We start from the raw sequence: 23,167 nt of genomic DNA, 5'->3' as shown, positions 1-23,167 counted from the left end.
CGGGTCTTGTGCGTCGTCACGCATCCAGGGCACAGGTGTGCTCCGTCGAGCCGGTGCGGACGGTAGAACCGTACGGCGGGGTGCGTACAACCCGGGCACAACTGGCGTACAGGCCGACCGCCCACCCCGGCCCCACCGGATGTGGCTCACCCGAAACCCTCGGCCGGCAGCGCCTCGCCGCAGGTCACGCCCGCCGTCGACGACGGACCCGAGGATCAGCCCAGACGTTGCAGCCGGCGGCGGGCGTCCTCGGCTGTCCGGTCGCCCAGTTCGTCGTAGATCTGCGCCGCTCGCCGCCACGCGTTCGCCGCCCCGGGCAGGTCGGCGATCGCCTCCCGGGTGTCGCCGAGCCGGATGAGGGTCTCGGCCTCGTGGTACCGGTCCGCGGAGTCACGGAACAGCCCGATCGCCTGTTCGTAGCAGCGCAGCGCCCGGTCGTGATCGCCGAGACGGTCGTACGCGAAGCCGAGACTGTCCAGCGTCGCCGCCTGGCCGTTGCGGTCACCACTGTGTCGCTGCTGGGCGAGTGCCTCGGTGCAGCTCGCGATGGCCTGGGTGTAGTCGCCCGTGCTGGCGTACAACCAGCCGATCGCGTTCAGCGTTCGCGCCTCCCCGGAGCCGTTGCCGGCCAGCCGGTAGAGCCGCAGCGCTTCCCGGGCGTGCGCGAGCGCCTCGTCCGGCCGGCCGAGCAGGTAGCTGAGCTCGCAGTAGTTGTGCAGGGTCTGCGCCTGGCCGGTCGGATCGCCGAGGCGCTCGTGGAACTCGAGTGCGCGCCTCAGCCGGTACTCGGCAGTGTCGTGCTGGCCGAGTCGGGTGAACGCGCGGGCCAGCAGCCGGTTCGTCGCGGCCTGCCCGGCGACGTCGTCGATCTTCTCGGCGGCCGCGAGCGCGACCTGCTGGCTGGCGAGTTGCTCCTGCCAGAGACCGCGCGGCGCGAGGAACGTGTTCAACGTCCAGGCGATCTGCCAGGCGTACGCCTCGAATCCCGTCTCGGCGGCCTGGACGACCAGGCGCAGCAGCACGCGCCGCTCCGCCGCGAACCAGGCGAGCGCGGTGTCGTGATCGGTCGCCGCCCTCCTCGCCTGCGTCGGCAGCGGCGGCACCGGGTCGATGGGCGCCCACTGCGGCTGGAGCAACAGGGCGGCGGGATAGGCGTTGTGCAGGTAGTGGTCGTACAGCCGGCGCCTGGTGGCCACCTGTTCGTCGGTGTGCTCCGCCGACTCCACCAGCTCGGCAGCGTATCCCCGCAGGAGATCGTGGAAGGCGTACCGGCCGGGCAGGTGTTCGGTCAGCAGGTGCAGCCGGGTCAGCTCACGCAGCGGCGGTACGACGGCCGGTACGGAGACTCCGGCGAGTGCCGCAGCGCTGTCGGTCGTCAGATCTGGCCCTGGATGCAGCCCCAGCAGCCTGAACAGTCGTGCCGACTCCCGGCCCAGCGCCAGATAGGACCACGAGAAGACGCGCCGGGCGTCCCCGTTCGCCAGGGCGTCCAGTCTCGCCTCGGCCGCGTGCAGCTCGGCGGCGAACGCGTCGAGTGGGAACGAGGGGTGCGTGGCGATCCGGGCCGCCACCATCGACAGGGCGAGCGGAAGCCGACCGGTGGCGGCGATGATGTCGGCGGCCGCGGTCGGCTCGGCGACGAGGCGGTGCGAGCCGAGCCGACTGCCCAGCAGGCTCAGCGACTCCTCGTCGGTAAGTACGTCCAACGTCAGGGGTACGGCGCACTCGACGGCGACCAGGCCGCTGAGCTGGTCGCGGCTGGTGACCACGACCAGACACCCACCGGCACCGGGCAACAGGGGGCGTACCTGGGCGGAGTCGCGTGCGTTGTCGAGTACCACGAGCATCCGGCGGGAGGCCAGCAGGCTGCGGTAGAGCCCGCTCCGTGCCTCCATGCTGGACGGAATCCGCGCGTGGGGCACACCGAGCGCCTCGAGGAAGCCGAGCAGGGCGTCGGCTGGGGACACCACGTCGGCATCGTCGTACCCGCGAAGGTTCACGTAGAGCTGACCGTCCGGGAAGTGCCCGGCCACCCGGTGTGCCCAGTGCAGCGCCAGAGCGGTCTTGCCGACTCCGGCCATGCCCGACACCGTGGAAATGGCCACCCTCGGCTCCTGCGCCTCGGTGCGCAGGAGCCGGTGGAGGCTGGCGAGCTCGGCGTTCCGGCCCACGAATCCGGACACCGCGAGCGGCAGTTGCTCGGGACGCCCACCGAGCGGATCCGGCAGTACGACGTCGGGCACCGAACCGCCCGCGCCGGTGGCCGGCCCCGCCGCCAGGTTCGGGTGGTGGTGCAGGATGTCGTTGTGCAACCGGGTGAGCTGCGGCGCCGGGTCCAGACCGGTCTGCTCGGCCAGTACCTGTCGCGCCTGTCGAAAGGCGTCGAGCGCGGCCGCCACATCGCCGATGCGGTAGAGACCGAGCATCAACTGACCCCACGCCCGTTGCCGCAGTGGATGCCGATCGAGCAGGGCCCGTAGTCGTTGGACCACCTCGGCCGACGAGCCGACCGCCAACATCGCGTCGGCCAGGTCCTCCTCGGCGACCATGCGCCGTTCCTCCCACTGCCGCACCCGCCGGGCCAGCAGCGGGTGTGGCGGCAGATCCGACAGCGCCGCTCCACGCCAGATGGCGACGGCGGTGGCGAGCTCACTTCCGGCCCGGGCCGTGTCTCCGGCCGCGAGCGCGTCCCTGCCCCGGGCCGCGGCCGCGTCGAACCGGTCCAGATCCCGCTCGTCGGGCCCCACCTGGAGCCGGTACCCACCGGCCGAGGCGGAGATCCCCTCCCACGACTCGCCGTCGCCCCCCAGCGACCGCCGCAGTCCCCGCACGTAGGTACGCAGGTTGGCCGCCGCTGACGGAGGCGAGTCGTCGGCCCACAGCACTGCGGCCAGTTCCTCCGTGCCGACGACCTCGTTCGGTCGCATCAGCAGCGCCGCCAACAGCAGACGCTGCTTCACCGTGCCCAGCGCGACCGGTCGGCCCTCGCGCCGGACCACCAGCGGACCAAGAAGGTCGAAACGCATAAGCACCCGTCCAGTTGTACCGGACAGGCGTGGCACCCGGCACGGGCACCGGGCTGGGCGACCCGGACCGGCCGGAACGCCCCGCCAGGCGCGACGCCCGGCGGGTCAGGTCGGGAGCACCGACAGGTCGACCGCTCCGGAGAGCCTCGCGCGAACCCTGCCGGCGTCCGGGTGGCTGGTCAGGTCAAAAATCTCCAACGCTTGTCGCCAGGCGTCGTGGGCGTCTGCGAGTCTCCCGTCGCTCTGGTAGGCGTCACCCAACCGGAACAGGGTTTCGGCCTCGTAGAAACGGCTGTCCGCGCGGCGGGACAGTCCCAGAGCCTGCTGGTAGCAGTGAACCGCCCGGGTCGTGTCGCCCAGGTGGTGATGGATGTACCCGAGGCTGTCCCAGGTGTTCGCCTCGCCGAGAATGAGGTGCAACTCCTGGTAGAGCACGAGTGCCTGCTCACACAGGGGAAGGGCACGGCGGTACTCGTCGAGTAGCGCGTGACACCAGCCTGCCGCGTTCAGGGCACGGGCCGTACCGGCCCGGTGCGCCTCTGCCACGAACCGGTCGAGCGCGCTGTGGGCGTGTTCCAGGGCCTCGGGTATCCGGCCGCCGCGCTCGAGGGTGTGGCTGAGCGCGAGGTGTGTGTACGCCAGGGCGCTGGGGTTGCCGACCGTACGGTAGAGGTGGAGCGCTTCTCGGAGCTGGGACTCCGCGTCGGCGAACCGGCCGAGCTTGCTGTGGGCACGGCCGAGGCCCAGGTGTGCCGCCGCCTGACCGGCGAGATCCCCCAGGGAGCGGGTGGTCCTCAGGGCAAACTCCCGGATGGTGACCCAGTCCTGGAGTCGACCGGACATGTGCAGGTAGGACTCGAGGGTCGAGGTCAACGGTGCGACGAGTTCCGGCATTCCCAGATCGGCGGCGCGCTCGTTCGCGGCGAGCAGGGCCTGGTGTTCGGTGTTGAACCAGGTGACCGCTCGTTCGTGGTCGGGGCTCGCGACGGTGGTGACGCCGGGGACCTGCGGTTCCAGGCGATGATCGATCTGTGGTGCGATCTGCTGGTCCGCGAGACGGGACGAGAAGAGGTAGTGGTCGAACAACCGACGTAGGGCCGCCCTGCGCTCCTCCTGGGTTTCCGTCTTCGTGACGAGTTCGGCCGCGTACGCGCGCATGAGGTCGTGCAGGGTGTATCGGCCGGGGCGGTGCTCGTCGACGAGATTGGCACTGGCGAGTTCGGCCAGGGCACGTCGTACCTCGCCGACGGGGAGGCCGACCAGGCTGGCCACCGCCTCCACGCCGACATCGACGCCGAAGTGCAGGCCGAGCAGACGGAACAGCCGCGCGACCGGCGCCGGTTGCGCCTGGTACGACCAGGAGAGGACCGCTCGGAGATCCCGGGTTCTGTCGTCGCCGGTGACCATGTCCAGGACCGCCCGGGAATCGCGCAGTTCCGCAGCCAGGTGGGCGAGAGGCAGCCGAGGCGCGGCGACGCCCCGGGCTGCGACGATCGCGAGGGCCAGCGGTAGTCCGCCGCACCGTTCGATCACCTCGTCGACCGCATCCGGCTCGGCGTCCGTACGTTCGTCGCCCAGCCGTTGTGCGAGGAGTTGTCGTGCCTCGGCACGGGGTGGCACGGCCGTCGGCAGAGGATGGGCGCCCTCGACCACGACCAGCTCCGACAGCCGGTTGCGGCTCGTGATCACGACGACGCTGCCCGGCACGCCCGGCAACAGTGGTCGGACCTGCTCCGCGTCGAGCGCGTTGTCGAGCACGACCAGCACGCGTCGGCTGGCGAGCAGGCTGCGGTAGAGACCCACCTGTGCTTCGAGGCTGACCGGAATGCGGGTGGCCGGGACGCCGAACGCCTCGAGGAAGCCGCGGACCGCTTCGTTCGGGCTCATCACCGAACCGCTCGGACCGAACCCGCGAAGGTTCAGGTACAGCTGACCGTCGACGAAGCGGTACGCGACGGCGTGGGCCCAGTGCAACGCCAATGCCGTCTTGCCCACCCCACCCGCGCCCGTGATCATCGATATGACCACCCCGGTCCGGCCCGGGTTGTCCGCCAGTTCGGACAGCCGGCGCAGTTGCGCGGAGCGTCCCACGAACTCCGCGGTCTCGGGCGGAAGCTGCCGGGGCACCAGGACGGCCGGACCGCCGCCCTGGCCGTGCCTGGACATCGCCGTCCGGCCGGGCGTGCCGGGGTGGACCGCCATCTCCGACCCGCTGGCCGAGCGGTCTCCAGCCGTGGCCACCGGTGTCGGCCCTGGCAGCCCGATGGAGGCCGGGGCTTGTCCCCGCCGGGAAATCTCGCCGTGGCGCAGGATCTCGGCGTGGATCTTGCGGAGCGCCGGCGCGGGATCCAGGCCGGTCTGCTCGGCCAGCATCCGCCGGGCCCGCTGGAACGCCTCGATCGCGCCCGCCACGTCGCCGGTCTGGTGGAGGGCCACCATCAACTGGCCCCAGGCCCGTTGCCGGAGCGGATGCCGATCCAGAAGAGCCCGCAGGCGGGGCAGCGCCGCGTCGGGGGCACCGGTGGCCAGCAACGCGTCGGCGTAGTCCTCCTCGGCGAGCGCGCGCCGCTCCTCCCACTGGGCGGCGACGTGAACCAGCGGCTCCGGCAGCGGAAGGTCGGCCAGCAGCGCCCCCCGCCAGGTGCCGACGGCCGTTCCGAGTTCGAGGGCCGCGTCGGCGGGGTCGTTCGCGGCGAGCGCGCGCCGGGCGCGCGACGCCGCCGCGTCGAAGCGGTCCAGGTCCCGCTCCCCCGGCTCGACCCGCAGCAGGTATCCGCCCGTCACCGCAGGCAGCCGGGACGGGCCGCCGTCGTCGTCCAGCCGCCGACGCAGGCCCAGTACGTAGCCGCGCAGGTTGGCGGCGGCCGACGCCGGTGGTGTGTCGGCCCAGAGTACGGAGAACAGATCGTCGACACCGACGACCTCGTTCGGGCGCAGTAGCAGGGCGGCGAGCAGCAGACGCTGCTTGACCGAACCCAGCGGGACGGCGTGCCCGTCGTCGCTTGCCACCACCAGCGGGCCCAGCAGGGCGTAGCGAAGATTCACAGTGTCATCCTGACCCGGCTTCGAGCGAAACAACGAAACAAGGAGTACGTCGCCAGCCGAACCGCCGAAGGCCGCACCGAACGCGAGATCATCCGCTGCCTCGAGCGCTGCGCCGCCCGTCAACTGTGCCGAATCATCCACGCGGCACTCACGCCCGCGACTTGACATCACATGGGGGCTTCGGCGACACCCTCGCCCGCCTCGCGGCCGGCTTCGAGGCTTCCGTGGCCACCGTGGGCGGTACCTGCGCGAGGCGGACAACAGCTACCAGGGCACCCGCGGCACCGTCTTGACCCCGTTCGCACGTCGCCGCACCCGCCCATCCCGTCGACAGAAGTCCGTCAACCGGCACCACCCCAAGATCCGAGCCTTCGCCAAACGCGCCGCCTCCACGCTCAAGACCTGGAAAGTCCTGACCAGGCTCCGCTGCTGTCCACGCCGCGCCACCCCGGTCGTCCAGGCCATCGTCGTTCTCCAAGCCGGCCAGGACGCCCGTCACCCACGATGAACTGGCCCATCCTGTCTGGCCAGCCCAAACACCGATGTTGCACGGCGTTTGCCTCTTGTAGATGCGTGGCCAAAGAACTGTGTAGACACTGCCAACGACATCTCGGCGACGCATCGGCAGGCTTATGCCAGGTCGGTCAAGGCGATACGGCTCTCGGTGACGACCGAAAAGGACACTGCCGGAGCGGCAGTCATAGGGAAGGATGCGAGCACAGAATGCAGCGACAACTGGGGCGCTCGATCGGCACCGCGTTGCTCGGAATCGCCACTCTGGTCATCATCGGACCGGCGTCGGCAGCAGCGGCGGAACCCGCAACCAGCCCCGAGACGGGCGGAGTCTTGGCCGAGTACCACGGACGTACCATCGACCTGTCAGTGAACTGGGAAGGAGCAACCATCTGCGTGGAGCAGAGCGGCACCGGCTTCCGCTGCTACGAGGATGACGCGGCCTACCGCGAAGCGGAAGGGGTCGACAGTAGGGCGACCGGCGTCGGCCGCAGAGCCTTAACCGATTGCCCGGCAAGGGTTTTCTGCCTCTGGGACAACCGGGACTACGCTGGACGACGTGTCGAGGGGAGAAGCGCTGGCTTGCATAGTCTGTCGGCCATTGGCTTCAACGACCGGGCCAACAGCGTCCTCAACAATGGGCCGTACACGGCGACGATGATCGATCTGGACTGTGGCGACGACCGCCTCCGCGCCGGTCCGGGTACCGGGCATCCCGAGCTCAGCCTGTTGCAACGCCCAGTGTGTAGCGGAAGCTACAACAACAAGTTCGAGATGGTGATTCTGCAGTAGGCCAACAACCGAAGGCCGCCCTTCATCACCAGCTTCAGTCACATCGGGGCCGTTCAGCGGACATGCTGACCGGCCCCGATGTCGTGCGTAGCCACAGGTCCGGCCCGTGTGGTTGACGACCGGCTCCGGGGTTCACGCCATCTGGCGGTGATCCGCGACCGCCGCGTGCCAATGTGTCGAGTGCTCGTTGCCGGTAGTCGCTCGGCGCGATGCCGAATCTCGTCCGGAAGACGCGGCTGAAGGCAGCGGCATGGCTGAAGCCGCGCCGGGCGGCTATGTGATGAATCGGCGTCGTAGAGAACGCCGGATCGGTCAGGTCGCGGCGGGCGCGTTCGAGGCGCTGTTCACGGATCCAGGCGGCGAGGGTGGTGCCGTCCTGTTGGAAGAGGCGGTGTAGGTAGCTCGTGGAGATGTGGTGCGCGATGGCGATGGCGTCCGTGTTCAGGCAGGGGTCGTGCAGGTGCTGTTGGATGAAGGCTCGGATCCGCAGGGTCATCGCCTGCGGCCGGGTTTGCGGTGTGAGGACGTCGGCCGTCTCCAGCGCGTTGGCGAACAGCGCCGATACCAGTTCGACCAGGATGTTGCGGAGCCGAGGGCCGTCCGAGGGCAGATAGGAGTCGATACCCGCTGCCGTCAGTTGGGTGAGGGTTCCGGCGAGCAGTGCGCCGAATCCTTCCTTGGTCGGCAACCGTAGTCCGGCCAACCGGTCGGTCCGTTCCTGCGGCAGGGCTACCAGCTTTTTGGGTATCTCGATACCTATACACGAAATCAGACCCCCGGCTCCGCGCCCGTGGAGCTCGAAGGGCTGTGACGAGTCGATCGTGTGTAGATCGGCCGGGCCGTAGGTGGCCTCGCGTCTATCCCATATGCGGCCAAGCGTCCCGTCCAGCAGGAGACAGAGGTTGTACGTCTCGGGATCGGATGCCCGGATCAGTTGCGTCGTCCGGCGGAAGATCACCGGCTCGAAGGCCATCCTCCAAACTCGCAGCGCGTCGAGGTGAATATCGTGCTGGTGTACCCGGAAGGCGGTGCTGTGGTCACTGGCCGCTCGCATGGGTGACGGGGAGACCGACATCAGCTTGCGCCAGTAGTCGAATCGGTCGCGACCCGGCAGATCCGTGCTGTTGAACTCGAAGTCGATCATTTTGTCCGCCTACCGGAAGGAGTTCGGCGTCGAGTTTGTCGTGTCGGGGTCGGTCCATACGGCTCGGCATCAGCACCTGACGTCTGCCGCCAACCACCCACATGGTGACATAGGTCGATGGGTGGCCCTGCGTATCCCCCTCACTCGCCGACGACCACGCCGACCGCTAAGCCAAGATCGCGATTCGTCACCGGTTCGTACGGGTACCGATGTTGGACAGCTGTTTCAATGTCCGCAGCCGTGCATGCGATGGCGCGGTCGACCGCCGGCCTGCGGGCGCAGACTGCGACCACGTCCCGCTCGATTTTCGCCGGTAGCCTCGGGTGCTGAAGGGTGTAGGCGAGCGCGACCTGAGGCTCGTCCGCGGTGCTCGTCCGAATTGTTTCGGCATCGCGTCCTTGGTCACCGCCAGACGCCACCGGCCAGTCGCGAGTACAACGCGCGAGCTTACGAGCCACCGAACAAGATCCACACACAACTGTTCGAAGGTGCGATGACCGCTGGTGCTGCCGAAATCTTGCAACGCGGTCTTAACAACTCTGCGTACCTGAGCCGGTGTCGACGCCATCACGACGCTGGCGCCAAGCAGATGCCCACGGAACCAGCTTACCGGGCGAGGCGCAACGCCGATCCGATGCGATACGGGTCGTTCGGCCGGGGAGGCGAGACAAGGGCGGCGACGTAGCTCACGGCGAACTCCGCAAGTTCCAACTCCCCGGGTTACCAGTACAACGGCACCTACTCGTGGCCGACGGTACGCGTTCGGCACCAGGCCAATCTGAGCCGGCCGATGAGCGGATGGCGGCGTTCAGGTCCGCTGCCTGCGCCGCGAGCAGGATGGCGGGAGCCTCGTCCTATCTCGACACCAGCTTTCCGCACCCGTCGTGACCAGCGCCGCCACGATGAGAAGGTCTCAGTAATTCTGGGCCGTCAGACGGGTGCGGCTCTTCAGGCCGTCCGGGTACCCGGAACTGTCGATGAGCGCGCGCCTGATCTTCGTTCCGTGGCCGGGTCCTAGCGCTGGCGGCGCTCGGCGAGTTGCTTCAGGTTCAGCAACTGCCGTCGAGCCATGACCAGGTCGCCGACGGAGAGCCCGAGGGCGGCCCAGCGGGGCCCCTGCATGACGACCTTGAGCAGCAAGCGCGTCGTGTCGTGCTCCTGGGGCACGAGGACGTAGGACATGAAGGCACCCATGATGGTGCTCGTCAACTGTTCGCCGGGGTCGATCGAGACGATCCTGCCCAACTTCCGTCCGCCGGTACTGGTAAATGCCTCTCCGACTTGAGGCTCGGGTAGGCCCACCAACTCTTGTGGTGAGCGGTGGCCGAGGTTGTCGATCCAGTCATAGGAGTACGGCGCAAGCCTTAATTGGGCTACCCACGGCCACACCGCTGCGGCGGGCGCCTCGACCCGCACCCCCCGCCACGCCTGTAGCGCGGGAGAGACGACGAAGGCGTCGCACGGATAGGAACGCAGCGTCTCGCTGTTAGTCACGCCCCACCGGTCACCCAACATGCGTCCATCTTCCGACGCATCGGCAACTCCCGGGCATCCGGATCTGCCGCCGAGAGGGGATGTATCGGGTCGCTGTCGCCGTCCTGCCGGTTGTGTGACGCATCATGAACACCGCTGCGGTCACATCGCCTATTTGTGCTCCCCGGGCGTGGTGGCCGGGGGGAGAGCGGCCGGCGGGAGACCGGTGGGGGTCTCCAGATCGATCTCCGGGCCGCCTAGCTCGGCACGAGCGACCCGGTTGAACTCGCGTTCTGCGTCTCGACATGCCTGAACGAAGGGCTCGGGAACCTGCCCGGCCCCGTAAGCGGCCCTCACCTCGGAAAGTTGTCCCACCGCGAGCATGAGAGCGGCAGCGGCATGGACCGTGGCCGTGGTGTGCGCGATCAGGCCGATTTCGGCTCGGTACCGGACAACCTGGGTGCGCGCCTGGCCGCCGTCGGCGTGCGGTTGGCGGGAGACCGATGACGCCAGGAGGATCGGTACGTCCGAGCCCAGTACCGTCGCCCGCCACTCCCGGCAGGCGGCGACGAACGCGGCATACGTCGCGCGCCGGTCCCGTATCGACATCGTGCTCTCCTGATGCTCCCAGGAGGCGCGCTGCACCCGCGCGTTGAGCAGCGAACCCAGCGTCACACCGACCAACGCGCCAGTCACCGAAAGGACTGCGAGGACCACCTGAGTCATGGATCCAGAGTCACCGAGAGCGTCAACCACCCCACGAAGGCCGCGACCCAACTCGCGCATCGCCCTGGCCGGCGAGCGGATGCTCTTCGCTGGGTACTGCATGATCTCCGATCGCCCCCCGGCATCCTCGTCTGCCGCAGAGCATGCGCGGCGGCTGGCGGCGCACCGGTCACAGAGCGTGGCAACGTAGGTTGGCGCGCACCATCCGATCATGTCAATGCGCGGACGTCGCTGTCTGGGCAGAATAAAGTGCGGGCGTGCAAGGGCGTGTGTGGGATGTTGTGCCGGGCGTCGGTGTCGGTCCCCTGCGGTTCGGGACGGCCCGAGAGGCATTACGTACGGTGTGGGGGTCCTGCGGAGCGTTTCGGCGCGGCGCCCACTCCGCCGATCTGACCGATCAGTACGCTGACGCCGGGTTAATGCTGACTTGCTCTTCGGCTGAGGGTCTGTATCTGATCGAGATTTCCGACCCGGACGGTGTCCGGTACGAGGGTGTGCATCTCGCCGGCGAGGTCAAGAGCGTCCTCGCCGGGTTGCGGGCCGCAGGTGTGCAGTCGATCGCTGACGACTCTGGATGGTATTTCGCTGATGGCGCTGTCGCCCTCTACACCTCCTCGACCGAGCCCGGCGCCATGGTGGAGGGCGTGACAGCATTCGGGCCAGGCCACGAGTTGGGCGCTGAGCTTGTCCCCATAGCCATCGGCGACATGGCCGTAGGCCCTGCGAACCGGTACCGGGTCCTGTCCAGTGGTCGCGGGCTTGACGCTGTTCGGTTGGGCGAGACGCGCACGGAGGTCCGCCGACGAATGCGCGGCGGGTTGTGCTGGCAGCATCGGGCTGGCTCCCGAGAACGGCATCCGCTCATGGCGCCCCTTTTTGTCAAGGCACCGCTTCGAGAACGGGTTTAGGCTTGCTGCTGGCGGGTCCGGGGACTGGCTTGTCCGACGGGCCGATGTCCGGGGTCAGGTCGGTCACGCCGGATAGCAGAGTCGTCCCCGAGTGCCCTCCCGGATCCGCCGCCTGTCTGCGTCTCTGGTCGGCGACCATGCGAGCGTGAACAACGTTGGACAGTCGCCGTTTCGGCGCGCGCATGGCCTCCATGCTCGTCTTCTCGGAGGTTATCTTCGCGTCGAAGTACGCGCGGCCCTCGGTGCGGTTGCGGAGCTGGACCACGGCCATGATGTGCAGCGTTCGGTTGATCCGCCGGTTGCCCGACACGGAAGAGCCGATGATGCTTCTGGTCACCGGAGGACGCGTCCGGCGGGGCGGTCCCGTTCCAGGAAGCGAACCGGTCACGGTCGGCGAAGCGGCGGATGTCACCGACGTCGGCGAGCCGCCGGGCCGCGCCTGAGGGGCCGATGCCGTGCAGTTCCATCAGGGTGGACCCGCGGGCGACCATCAGCTCACTGAGGTCCTTCTCCGCAGTCTTAATCTTCTTGTCGATGCTCTCGAGTTCCCCGATCAGCTCGACGGCGAGGCGGCGTCTGGTCTTGCCCACGATGTCCCTGGGTCTGATGGTCGCGACCAACGCACGTGCCACCCCAGGTAGTAGGCGCCGAGTCCGCAAGACCTCCCATGTTCCGCTTCCGTCCGCAGTCCGGCGTGGTGACGGGGCTCGCCGAGATCGACGCCACCGACGCGAAGGACTGAAATCGCTTGACCAGCGTGATGGGGTTGCACCGTGATCAACCTCTCTGCTGGTCTGTCCCCAGCCGCCCTCAGCGCTATCGGGGACCTGGAGCGCCGTGTGGTCGCGGCCGACGGCGGGCGGCTGAAACTGGAGTGGAACGCACTGCGCCACCGTTCGGGGCAGGACGTCGAGGATGTCCTGTGGTGGGACGGCGAGCGGCTGCTCGGATTCCTGGGCATCTACGCCCACAGCGCGCCCACCATCGAACTGGCCGGCATGGTCGATCCCGCCGCCCGGCGGCGCGGGATCGGTGCCGCGCTGCTGGATGCCGGGCTCCGTTTGTGTCAGCAGCGCGAGCACGCCTCGGTTCTGCTGGTCGTACCCCGAAAGTCGGTGTCGGGAAGGACGCTCGCACAGCGGCGCGACGGCAGCCTCGACCACTCCGAGCATGCCCTCCAGTTGCTCGGCGATCCCGTCGAGGTGCCCGCCGATCCTCGCGTCACCGTCCGCACCGCATCGCCGGTCGACCAGCCGGCGGTGCGGGAACTCCTACGCCTGGGATTCGGCGGGGAGCCACCCGAGGCCGCCGGCCGCGACCCGAACACCCTCGTCGTCGAACGAGGCGGCCAGCTGATCGGTACCGCCCGGTTGATCCGCGAGGGCGACCGGGCCGGCGTCTACGGCTTCGTCATCCACCCTGACCACCAAGGACGCGGCATCGGGCGGGACGTACTGCACCGCATGTGCCGCACGGCCCTCGCCGGCGGCGCCACTGCCGTCGACCTGGAGGTGGCCACCGACAACGACCGGGCCCTGAACCTCTACACCTCCCTCGGCTTCCGGCAGGTGATCACCGAGGACTATTACGCGCTGCCCGTCCGATGAGGGCGACCACAAGCCGCCAGCTACGGATACACGCCGCAGTCCAACGGCCCGCGCAGGCGCCGCAGACACGCACTCAACTGCCGCCGACCGTGCGCTCCACCAGCAACCCGAACCGCCACCCTTCGGGGTCGGCCAAGGCGTGGCCCACCTGGCCCTGATTACCGAATCTGCGGTCCCAACGGGTCGATGTGCATCTCGGAAATGGCCTCCCGGCAGCACGGGATCGGGTCCGGGCTCCCGCCGGCGGATCAGCCGCCGACCTGGACCGCCGGATCGTCCGCGTCGGCCTCGTCCGCGGCTGGCGCCGCACCGGTCGGCGGTGCCTGCCGCAGGGTGGCGATCGCGATCAGGGCCAGACTGATGAGCAGGATCGCGCTGACCCCGGCGACGACGTGGAGGCCGCTGGCGAACGCGGTACGAGCGTTCTCCAGCAGTTCCGCGCCGACCTGGTCGGGAATTTGCCCGGCAGCGGTGACGGCGCCGACGATGCTCTCCTGTGCGCTCCGCGTCGCCTCCTCGCCGGCGGCGGCCGGGATGGTCCCGCTCACCGCACCGCTGTACACGGCGGTGGCGATACTGCCCATCACGGCGAAGCCGAGGGCCATGCCGAGTTCACCGGCGGTCTCGGACAGCGAGGCGGCCGACCCGGCCCTCTCCGGCGGTGCCGACCTGAGCACGAGTTCGGTGCTCAGCGCGGCCTGCGGACCGCTGCCGGCGCTGTTCAGGATGACGCCGATGATCAGGAGGGTGATTCCACCGGTACTGTCCAGCTGCGTCAACAGCAGGTACCCGCTGGCCGCCACGAGCAGTCCGACCGCGACCACGTAGGCCGGACGGACCGTACGGGCGATCGCCGGCGCGATCATGGCGGCGGCCACCATGGCGATACCGGAGGGCAGCATCAGCAGACCGGCCCGCAGCGGGGTGAGGCCCTCGACCATCTGCAGGTAGAGGTTGACGACCAGGATGGTCCCGCCACCGACGGCCGCCCCGAACAGCGCGATCACCAGGGCTCCGCTGAAGGACCGACTCCCGAACAGGCGTAGGTCGATCAGCGGCTCGGCCAGCCGGCGCTGCTGGAACACGAACAGCGCGCCGAGGAGCAGGCCGACCACGATGGCCGCCACCGGGAACGGCTGCCAACCGTCCTTCGCCAACTCCTTGATGCCGTACACCGTCGACAGGATCGTGGCCAGGGACAAAGCCACGCTGAGCGGGTCGAGCCGGCTGGCCGAGGTGGCGTCACGGAACTCCGGCAGCAGCACCGGGCCCGCCACCAGCAGCAGTGCCATCACCGGGACCGCCAGCAGGAACACCGCGCCCCACCAGAAGAACTGCAGGACGATCCCGCCGATCAGCGGGCCGAGGGCCATTCCGCCCATGAAGCAGCTCACCCACACACCGATGGCCGCTCCCCGCTGCGCGGGGTCGTGGAACATGTTGCTGATCAATGCCAGGGTGGACGGCATCAGGGTGGCGCCGGCGATGCCCATCAGCGCCCGGGTCACGATCAGCATCTCGGGCGAGGTGGAGAAGGCCGCCAGTACCGAGGCGACGGCGAAGAGTGCCGCGCCGACCAACAGCAGTTTCCGGCGGCCGATCCGGTCGCCGAGGCTGCCCATCGTAATCAGAAAGCCGGCGATCATGAAGCCGTAGATGTCGATGATCCACAACTGCTGGATGCTGCCGGCACCAAGATCGGCGCTCAGTTGGGGAAGTGCCAGGTGCAACACGCTGAGGTCGAGTGACAGCAGCAGCGTGGGCAGCGCCAGCACCGTCAGACCCAGCCACTCCCGTCGACCGGCCCGTTGGCCGGCTCGCGGAGTTGCCGTATTCGCGTCCATGGAAGACCTTTCTGTGCAGATAGCTAAGTCAGTAGGTACGGGCGCGAGCGGTGTCATCCGTCGTACCGGTCGAGGTGGCGCCACCACCGCTGCGGGTATCTCAATTCCTCCTCCTGCCGTCCCCTTTTCTTGACCAGCAGTTCCGCGCGGGCGGGGGCCCACTCGTCTGTTTTCAACAAGGCCATCCGTGTCTCTTCCGCAGATATCGTTTCCGTAGCCCGGATCCTGCTCGGCATCGTCGCCGCCGGACCCACCGAAGGTCGCTCTGGAACGGGCACAGGCTGACGACGCCCGACCACTCGTCGGGCATGCGGCGTCATCTCGATCCGGGCCATCGCTCGGCATGGCCCTACTTGAGACGGTCACGGCCGGAAAAACTCATCGCCCCGACCGAGGACGATCGGAAACGGCATCCGACGGGCCCGGGAGGACGGAGCGCGGCGCCTCGGCCGAGCAGGGGCCCGGTCACCCGGGCAGGCTCCAGCGCCGGTCGTCCGGCAGGTCGCGGCGGGAGCCGGCCGTCGACACCCCAGGCTCCCGCGCCTGGTCAGGGAGCACGAACGGTGCCGCCCCGTCCCGGCACCGCACGTCCCCGGTACCCGCAACGGCGGTGCCGGTCGTCCGCGGTGCCGGTCGTCCGCGGTGCCGGTCAGCCGGCCGCTGTCCGTCAGAGCGTCAGCGGCAGCCCGAAGGCGGCGAAGACCTGCGGCGGGAAGCTGGTGATCTCCGCTACCGCGCCACCCTCGATCCGCAGTACGTCGAGGCCCAGTGCCCGGTACGCGGATTCTCCCGGCCGGCGTACGTAGCCGGCGACCGCCGGCTGCCGGTTGGCCTCGGTGAACACGTGCCGCCAGTCCGGCCATGCCTCGGGACCGAGCAACATCGGCGCCCAGATCTCCATAATGGCCGTCCGTCCCGTGAACCAGGCCGGCGTGGGCGGCATCGTGAAGCGGGCGTCCTCCCGCAGCAGCGCCGCCAGCCCGGCCAGATCGGCCCGCTCGGTCGCCTCGACGTAACGCCGCAACACCGCCCGTTCCTCCTCGCTCGGATCGGTGGCCGGCGTCCAGTCGATCCGCCGCTCCGGCAGGTGGAGCTTGAGCGTGGCCCGAGCCCGTTGCAACGCGCTGTTGACCGCCGCGACGGTGCCGTCCAGCAACGCCGCGGTGTCGTTGGCCGACCAGCCGAGCACGTCCCGCATGATCAGGACCGCCCGCTGTTTGGGCGGCAGGTGCTGGATGGCGGCGAGGAAGGCCAGTTCGATCGTCTCCTTGGCGACGACCGCCGCCTCCGGCTGGCCCTCGGACGGGGCGACCGGTTCGAGCAGCCGGTCCGGGTACGGCTGCAACCAGGCCACTTCGACCTGCGGCAACGGCGTACGGGCAGCGACGGCGAGGTCGCCGCCGACCGGGGCGAACGGTTGGCGCGGCTGGCGGGGGTGGCGGTCGAGGAAGTCCAGACAGGCGTTCGTGGCGATCCGGTACAGCCAGGCCCGGAAGGTGGAGCGCCCCTGGAAGCTCTCCCGCCCGCGCCACGCGCGCAGGAACGTCTCCTGGACCAGGTCCTCCGAGTCGTCGAACGAACCGAGCATCCGATAGCAGTGAACCTGCAACTCGCGTCGGTAGCGCTCGCTGAGCTCGGTGAACGCCAGTTCGTCGCCCGCCCGTACGGCGTCGACGCCGATGCTCCGCTCGGATCCGCCCGAGTCCGCTCCGATGCCGCTGATGGCACTACCCCTTTCACCCGTGCACAACGGTTCCGACGAGCGAGAACCAAGATCCACCAGACAGAACCTAGGCGATGGGTACGACACCTACCGTGAACGCGAGGTGGGGAGCGACGATCGCTCCGGCAACTGGTGAGATCATCTCTGCCGCCCGAGCGGCCAACCCGAGCTCGGAGGCCGAATTCCACATAAGACAGCCCACGCACTGCTCGGCCTGCTCGACCACGTCGTCGGAGATCGTCATGGTGGTGCAGTCGAAACCGGTCGCCCCCGGCACCTGTACCCAGTCGCCGTCGACTACGGCACGGGCATAGCCGATCTGCTCCTCGAAGGTCGAGCCGCTGAGGACCGCACGTCGCTCGGTCATCTGCCGACCAGTAGGTGACCAGGGCAGATACGTCCAATACGGCCTCGGTCGCCATGTGATACCGCTAGTTCCGCCTCGGTACAGCCGCCCGACGACCCGCTCGGCGTATGGCCCGCCCCGGGAACGTGACCTGGCGCTGAGGCTTGATCCTCCTCGCAGGACCGTCAGCCGTCGGAACGCTCTTCGAGCACTGCCACGAGGGCCGAGGCGATAAGGGCGACAGTCCGATCATCGTCGTGAGTCAACTGCCGCAGGATGCCGTGCGTGATGGTCGCCGGCATCTCGGCGAGCGCCTGGGTCAGGCGGATCCGCACCGTGGCGTTCGCAGGGTGGGCGGCGAGTTCGTCGACCAGTGCAGTCATGACCCGGTCCGCGTACCCGGGGTCGCGTGACAAAGACCCCAGGACCTCGGCCGCCTCGACGTCGTTCGTGCCTCCGACCACCATATCGACGAGTGTCGGCACGGCTGCGATCACGCCACGCGCACCTGATGACAGAGCAGCCTGCCTGCGCACCGTCGGGTCCGAGTCCCCGAGCGCGTCCGCGAGCAATGCGGTCGCCTCGACACCGGGCAGCTCGGCGATTGCCAGCACCGCACGCCGCCGGATGTCGACGTCCTCGGAGTACAGCCCGGACGCCACGCTCGCCACCCCGTCACCGCCTGCCCGCGCGAGGGCCCACCGTAGGGCGCCGGCGACGTTCGGATCAGCTTCGGCGAGGACCGCCTTGGCCAGCACTTCGACGGGAAGCGGCACGTCCTCGGCCGGGGCCAGGACGGCCTGCTGTCGGCGCGCGGCACTCGGCGAGTTGAGCCCGTGCAGGAGCGCGACGATGCGTAGGACGTCCTGCCAGCCGGAGGGCGCCGAGGCGTCGACCGTACGGAGTCGCTCGAGTAGCTCCTGCTCCCGCTTCAGCCGGTCTTCGGTCCGTCGGATGAGGGCCCCGACGAGTGCGGACGGCGCGAAGGCAGGATCCTCCAGCGCACGTGCGATTTGTCGCAGCGACAGTCCCAGGGACCGCAGACTCTCGATCTGGAAGATCCGGCGAATGTCCTCGGCCGAGTATTCGCGGTAGCCGCCCAGGGTGCGACCCGTTGGTCGTACCAGCCCAAGGGAGTCGTAGTGCCTGAGCATGCGGGTGCTCACCCCTGAGCGGCGTGCCACCTCGCCGATCAGCACCCGGTTCCCTCGACCCGCTCCGGGCCGAGCGCGACGATCCGTTTCGCCTCGTCGACGGCTGCGTCGAACTCGATATCCGGGTCGTGCAGGAGCAGTTCCGTGGCGCGGGCATGTGCACTCACCGTCGGGTCGTCGCTCGCCCTTCCCGCCCGCAGGGCCGGCTCGATCACGTCCCCGAGCGCGACGAGTGCCCGGCTGAGACTCAGCCTTACATTCCGATCACCACGACCGAGTTGCGCGGCCAACTCCGCGGCCAGCGCTGTCTGTTCGCCGTCGGGCACCAGGACCACGGCGGCCCGCCAAGCGCTTCGCGCAACCTCGTCGTCGGCGTCGTGCAGCAACGACCGCGTGATCGCGGGGTACGCACCGCTGTCACCGATCTTGGACAGCGTATGCAACGCCTGGCTTCGGGCCTGAGCACGTTCGGAACGGAGCTCCGCGCGGAGTCGGGGCACCGTGATTTCCGACGGGAGGCGGGTCAACGCCCAGGTGAGCATGTCGCGTACGAAGAAGCTCGGCTCGATTGCGCACCGTGCCACGAGCGCCTCGACGTGGCCGGGGTCGGCGTGCGTGCCAACGGCCAGAGCAGCCTGCAGTCGCGTCGACGGGTTTCCGGCGCTCAACGCGTCGAGCAGGCGGATGTCCGGTGAATTCCTGTGTGTGACGTTGACGGGGACCACCTCCTGCACCCAGTGAAGACCTTGTCACAGTGTCAACGTCAAGAACATATTGTCCCGTTCATCCATTATTGCCGGGAAACCGCCTGGTCGTACACCGGGTCGAATGTCTGCTCTTCGTAGCCCGCTCCCGGTCAGCGGGTTCGGCGGGCTGACCGCTGCCTTCTCACTGATCGGCGTGGTCATCGCCGGGCTGATGTCCCGGCGGCGGGACGTTGATGTTCGTGGACGTGGACTCGATGCTGTGGCGCGGGGGCCGCGTCCGCACGCCGTGGGACGCAGCCCCCGGGGGTCTCGTCGGCGTGGAGAGCACGCTATGCCTGCGTGGTCACCCCTGCGGAACAACTACTGATCTCGATGTTGTGTTCGCTAGCATCGATCACCCAGGGTCATTGCGTTCTCGGGTTGCTGCTGCTCACGGCGGCGATCAAGCCGAAATCACGGCCGTTGATCGCGTCGCGGAGCCGCTGGTAGACCGCCTGGTTGGATCATTGGTCGTCGTCATCGGACCTCTCCGTCACTTTGCATGCCATGGCCGGGTCCCCCGCTCGCGCCTGTTGGTCGCTCACTGATTCGGACGACGTAGAGCCTGCGAATGTCAGGAAAGGCGCCGACTCACGATCCGGTGCTGCTGCGCCGCTGCGCGCGTCGTCAACCCGGAGCACGCCCTCGGGCTGCGCTGGGCCCGGTCACCGCGACGTCCGGGCCGGCGGTGGCGCGGATCGTGGCGACGAGGTGTAGTTGACGACCCGGAACAACGGCATGATGAAGTCGCTCTGGGGCCGCGTCAGAGCGAAGAATCCACAGGTTGTGGAAGAACTCTCGGAGGACGGAAGAGTGCTGCCCTCAGCGACGGGGTAGCGGGCTTGCGTCTCCGGGTTGCTGTCCTCGGCAAGCGGTGTCGGCTTGTCGAAGTCTCGCCGCCGCCGCCCGCGATCGCGGTGCCGATGCTCCAGTCGGCTGCCCAACAACGAACATCAGCCGGAGGCGGCCGCTGATGCCGAGGCCGGGGATGTGGGCCATGCTCTGGAAGTCCGAGCTGGAGCCGCTGCCGTGGCGCTATCGGTGCTTCTGCCGGCCGAGCGCCCCGTCGAGGAAGATCGTGGTGATCGCGGCGCTCGCCTCCTCGACGCCGAGCCGGCCCTGGTTCACCTGGCTGGCAGCGCCCTGGAAGAGTCCCTGGTAGGCCGCGATCAGCGTGTGGGCGGGCAGGTCGGTACGGAGGGTGCCGTCGTTGATCCCCCGCTGGAATAGGGCGTAGAACGGGTCGACAAGTCGCGACTTCGCCTGGGCGTGCTGCTCCGGACTCTTCTCCAGCAGCCCGAGCGCCCGGTATTTGCTGGTCGCGGCGATCATCGCGCGGGTCAGCCGGGCGATCGCCTCCTCGACGGGGACCGTGTCCAGTTTGGCATCCGCGATCTTCTCGGACAGGTCGGTGAACGCCGCGTCGGTGAGGGCGTCGAGCAGCGCATCCCGGTTGGGGAAGTAGCGGTAGAGGGTGGCGCGGGACACGCCAGCGGCCTCCGCGATGTCGGCCATGCTGGCCGCCTCGCCGCGCTCGCCGAGGACCGCAGCGGCGCTGCTCAGGATGCCGGCCGCGATGTGGTCGCGGAGAGCTGGGCTTCTGGTCATCAGTGACATCGTACGGTCGCGCGCAGCGTCTTGACAAGCATGACCCATCTTGAGACAGTCATGTCTCAACCAACGACATGCAGTCTCGATTTCGGTTCCCGGCTCGATCCCGTGACAGGAGTTTTCCTCGTGGCCGAATACCTCTGCCGGCTCGGGCGGTTCGCATTCCGCCGCCGTGGGCTGGTCGCCGTGCTGTGGCTGGGCTTGCTGGCACTCACCGGCCTCGGCGCCGCGACCATCTCCGGGCCTACCTCGAACGCGTTCTCCGTTCCGGGCACCGAAGCGCAACGAGCGATGGACCTGCTGGCCGAGCGCTTCCCGGATGCCGCTGCCGGCGGCGCTTCCGCGCGGGTGGTCATCGCCGCCCCGCTGGGGCAGACGTTGACCGACCCGGCGAACCGGGCGGCGGCGGACCGAGTGGTGGCCGCGCTGCGGGCCGGCCCCCAGGTGGCAGGCGTCTCCGATCCGTTCGCCGGCGGAACGGTCAATCCGACCGGTACGGTCGCCTTCGCCCAGGTTCAATACCGGGTCGAGGCCCTGGACCTCACCGCCGAGGCTCGTGCCGCGCTGGCCGCGGCGGCGACCACCGGGCGCGACGCCGGGCTGACCGTCGAGATGGGCGGCGACGCCGCCGAGGAGTCGTCGGGGCAGCACCTTGCCGAGATCGTCGGCATCGCGGTCGCTGCGGTGGTCCTGGTCGTCACGTTCGGGTCGCTGGTCGCCGCCGGCCTGCCGCTGCTGACCGCCATCCTCGGCATCGCGATCAGCATTGCCGCGATCACCGCGATGACCGGGTTCGTCGACCTCAGCGAGGCCACCCCGATGATGGCGATCATGCTCGGGCTGGCCGTGGCGATCGACTACGCGCTGTTCATCGTCTTTCGCTACCGCCACGAACTGGCCAACACCCCGGACCGCGCGGAGGCGGCCGGCCGCGCGGTGGGCACCGCCGGGTCGGCCGTGGTGTTCGCCGGCCTGACCGTCGTGATCGCGCTGGTCGGCCTGTCGGTGGTGGGGATTCCGATCCTGACCGAGATGGGACTGGCCGCCGCCGGCACCGTGGTGATGGCCGTACTGATCGCATTGACGCTGCTGCCGGCCCTGCTCGGCTTCGCCGGTCGCCGGGTGTCGACGGGACGCCGCGTCGTCAACCCGGAGCGCGCCCTCGGGCCGCGCTGGGCCCGGCTCGTCGCCCGCCGCCCGGTGCCGATCCTGCTTCTCGCGGTCGCCGGTCTCGCGGTACTCGCCATTCCGGCCCTGGATCTGCGCCTCGGCCTGCCCGACGACGGAGCCGCAGCCTCGGACACCACTCAGCGCAAGGCCTACGACCTGCTCAGCGAGGGCTTCGGCGCCGGGTTCAACGGGCCGCTCGTGGTGGCCGTCGACGCGCCGGACGGCGCCGAGACCGCGGCGGGGCGGACCGCGGACACCATCCGGCGACTGCCGGGCGTCGCGTCGGTCACCCCGCCCACCGTCAACCGGACCGGCGACGCCGCGGTGCTGACCGTGATACCGACGAGTGGGCCGAGTAGCCAGGCCACCGAGGAACTCGTCGCCACGATCCGCGCCGCCACCGGCCCGGACGTCGCGGTGACCGGGCAGACCGCCATCGACATCGACATGTCCGACAAGCTCGGCGACGCCCTGCTGCCGTACCTGGCGGTCGTGGTGGGTCTGGCGTTCGTCCTGCTCACGATCGTGTTCCGGTCGATCCTGGTGCCGCTGAAGGCCACCCTGGGCTTCCTGCTCAGCGTCGCCGCCACGTTCGGCGCGGGCGTCGCGATCTTCCAGTGGGGATGGCTCGCCGAGGTGTTCGGCGTGGACGAACCCGGACCCATCATGAGCATGCTGCCGACCCTGATGGTCGGCCTGGTGTTCGGGCTGGCCATGGACTACCAGGTCTTCCTGGTCAGCCGGATGCGTGAGGAGCACGTGCACGGCGCCGCACCCACCCAGGCCGTCGTCGCCGGATTCGCGCACGGGGCCCGGGTCGTCACCGCCGCCGCGGTCATCATGGTCGCCGTCTTCTCCGGATTCCTGCTTTCACCCGACCCGTTGGTCAAGTCGATCGGGTTCGCACTGGCCGCCGCCGTGGTATTCGACGCGTTCGTCGTACGGATGACGATCGTCCCCGCCGCGATGACACTGCTCGGTCGCCGCGCCTGGTGGCTGCCGCGGTGGCTCGACCGGAGCCTGCCGAACGTGGACGTCGAAGGCGAGCGGCTCACCCGCCGGGCGGCGCTGCGGGACCGGGACCAGGAGCCAAACCAGCCCCAGCTGGCATCCATGTCGGTGTAGCGGACGACCCAACGTTCGAGCCCGATACCGGTAACCGTCGAACGAGAAGACCGGCAACCCCAACGAAAGAACGGAGAACTCTCCATGGCCCACGTTCCCGAACCCGACCGGTCAGACCTGTCCCGCCGCGACTTCCTGGCGCGCTCCGCCGCCATGTCGGCGGCCACCGTCGCGGTTGGGGTCTGGCCGGCCGGCCCGGCGGCCGCCGCCGGGC

At 69.2% G+C, this 23,167-nt stretch carries 15 protein-coding genes and 2 pseudogenes; 4 read left to right on the top strand and 13 right to left on the bottom strand.

Features of this window, described 5'->3' with window-relative positions:
• Positions 1 to 215: 215 nt before the first annotated feature.
• Both Pen02_RS13205 and Pen02_RS13200 read right to left on the bottom strand, forming a co-directional pair.
• On the bottom strand, positions 216 to 3,026 hold the full coding sequence (locus tag Pen02_RS13205; RefSeq protein WP_239140603.1) for an AfsR/SARP family transcriptional regulator: 2,811 nt from the start codon (positions 3,024 to 3,026) through the stop codon (positions 216 to 218).
• Between the two features lie 105 nt (positions 3,027 to 3,131).
• A complete protein-coding gene (locus Pen02_RS13200; RefSeq protein WP_203866290.1) occupies positions 3,132 to 6,071 on the bottom strand; it encodes an AfsR/SARP family transcriptional regulator in 2,940 nt (979 codons plus the stop codon).
• A gap of 253 nt (positions 6,072 to 6,324) precedes the next feature.
• Between Pen02_RS13200 and Pen02_RS13195 the strand changes: the two are divergent.
• Positions 6,325 to 6,579: pseudogene (locus Pen02_RS13195) on the top strand (transposase family protein); the annotation flags it as partial.
• A 215-nt stretch (positions 6,580 to 6,794) separates the two neighbouring features.
• Complete coding sequence (locus Pen02_RS13190; RefSeq protein ID WP_203866289.1) at positions 6,795 to 7,376, top strand: peptidase inhibitor family I36 protein; 582 nt, start codon at positions 6,795 to 6,797, stop codon at positions 7,374 to 7,376.
• A gap of 34 nt (positions 7,377 to 7,410) precedes the next feature.
• On the opposite strand, the gene Pen02_RS13185 is transcribed toward Pen02_RS13190, so the two are convergent.
• From Pen02_RS13185 to Pen02_RS41760, 5 genes and pseudogenes are all read right to left on the bottom strand, one after another.
• Positions 7,411 to 8,520 (bottom strand): helix-turn-helix domain-containing protein, encoded by a 1,110-nt coding sequence (locus Pen02_RS13185; RefSeq protein ID WP_203866288.1) that lies wholly within the window; start codon positions 8,518 to 8,520, stop codon positions 7,411 to 7,413.
• A 1,014-nt stretch (positions 8,521 to 9,534) separates the two neighbouring features.
• Entirely contained in the window at positions 9,535 to 10,035 is a 501-nt protein-coding gene (locus Pen02_RS13180; protein ID WP_203866287.1) for a polyketide cyclase, read from the bottom strand.
• A 129-nt stretch (positions 10,036 to 10,164) separates the two neighbouring features.
• Entirely contained in the window at positions 10,165 to 10,719 is a 555-nt protein-coding gene (locus Pen02_RS13175) for a hypothetical protein (RefSeq protein ID WP_203866286.1), read from the bottom strand.
• A gap of 879 nt (positions 10,720 to 11,598) precedes the next feature.
• A complete protein-coding gene (locus tag Pen02_RS41765; RefSeq protein ID WP_239140799.1) occupies positions 11,599 to 11,964 on the bottom strand; it encodes a hypothetical protein in 366 nt (121 codons plus the stop codon).
• Positions 11,965 to 11,983: 19 nt separating this feature from the next.
• Positions 11,984 to 12,094, bottom strand: a pseudogene (locus tag Pen02_RS41760) (transposase); the annotation flags it as partial.
• Between the two features lie 306 nt (positions 12,095 to 12,400).
• Here Pen02_RS41760 and Pen02_RS13165 point away from each other — a divergent pair.
• Positions 12,401 to 13,234 carry a GNAT family N-acetyltransferase gene (locus Pen02_RS13165; RefSeq protein WP_203866284.1) on the top strand — a complete coding sequence of 278 codons (834 nt, stop codon included), beginning with the start codon at positions 12,401 to 12,403 and terminating at the stop codon, positions 13,232 to 13,234.
• Between the two features lie 248 nt (positions 13,235 to 13,482).
• On the opposite strand, the gene Pen02_RS13160 is transcribed toward Pen02_RS13165, so the two are convergent.
• From Pen02_RS13160 to Pen02_RS13135, 6 genes are all read right to left on the bottom strand, one after another.
• Positions 13,483 to 15,078: an MFS transporter gene (locus tag Pen02_RS13160; RefSeq protein WP_203866778.1), complete on the bottom strand. Its 1,596-nt coding sequence runs from the start codon at positions 15,076 to 15,078 to the stop codon at positions 13,483 to 13,485.
• A gap of 667 nt (positions 15,079 to 15,745) precedes the next feature.
• Positions 15,746 to 16,858 (bottom strand): sigma-70 family RNA polymerase sigma factor, encoded by a 1,113-nt coding sequence (locus Pen02_RS13155; protein ID WP_239140599.1) that lies wholly within the window; start codon positions 16,856 to 16,858, stop codon positions 15,746 to 15,748.
• A 10-nt stretch (positions 16,859 to 16,868) separates the two neighbouring features.
• Positions 16,869 to 17,168, bottom strand: a complete 300-nt coding sequence (locus Pen02_RS41755) for a RidA family protein (RefSeq protein WP_239140598.1) — start codon at positions 17,166 to 17,168, stop codon at positions 16,869 to 16,871.
• A 164-nt stretch (positions 17,169 to 17,332) separates the two neighbouring features.
• The gene (locus Pen02_RS13145; RefSeq protein ID WP_203866283.1) at positions 17,333 to 18,346 is read right to left on the bottom strand and encodes a MerR family transcriptional regulator; all 1,014 of its coding nucleotides are present in this window, start codon (positions 18,344 to 18,346) and stop codon (positions 17,333 to 17,335) included.
• Positions 18,340 to 19,026, bottom strand: coding sequence for a HEAT repeat domain-containing protein (locus Pen02_RS13140; protein WP_239140779.1), 687 nt, complete (start codon positions 19,024 to 19,026; stop codon positions 18,340 to 18,342). The genes Pen02_RS13145 and Pen02_RS13140 overlap by 7 nt, the downstream gene beginning before the upstream one ends.
• 1,056 nt (positions 19,027 to 20,082) lie before the next feature.
• Positions 20,083 to 20,655, bottom strand: coding sequence for a TetR/AcrR family transcriptional regulator (locus Pen02_RS13135; RefSeq protein WP_203866282.1), 573 nt, complete (start codon positions 20,653 to 20,655; stop codon positions 20,083 to 20,085).
• A 129-nt stretch (positions 20,656 to 20,784) separates the two neighbouring features.
• On the opposite strand from Pen02_RS13135, the gene Pen02_RS13130 reads away from it, so the two are divergent.
• Positions 20,785 to 22,953, top strand: a complete 2,169-nt coding sequence (locus tag Pen02_RS13130) for an MMPL family transporter (RefSeq protein WP_203866281.1) — start codon at positions 20,785 to 20,787, stop codon at positions 22,951 to 22,953.
• Positions 22,954 to 23,167: the final 214 nt, after the last annotated feature.

Source organism: Plantactinospora endophytica (genome assembly GCF_016862915.1).
Lineage (GTDB): Bacteria > Actinomycetota > Actinomycetes > Mycobacteriales > Micromonosporaceae > Plantactinospora > Plantactinospora endophytica.
Note: the sequence above shows the minus strand (reverse complement) of the source record. Positions and strands in the feature narration are given on the sequence as shown.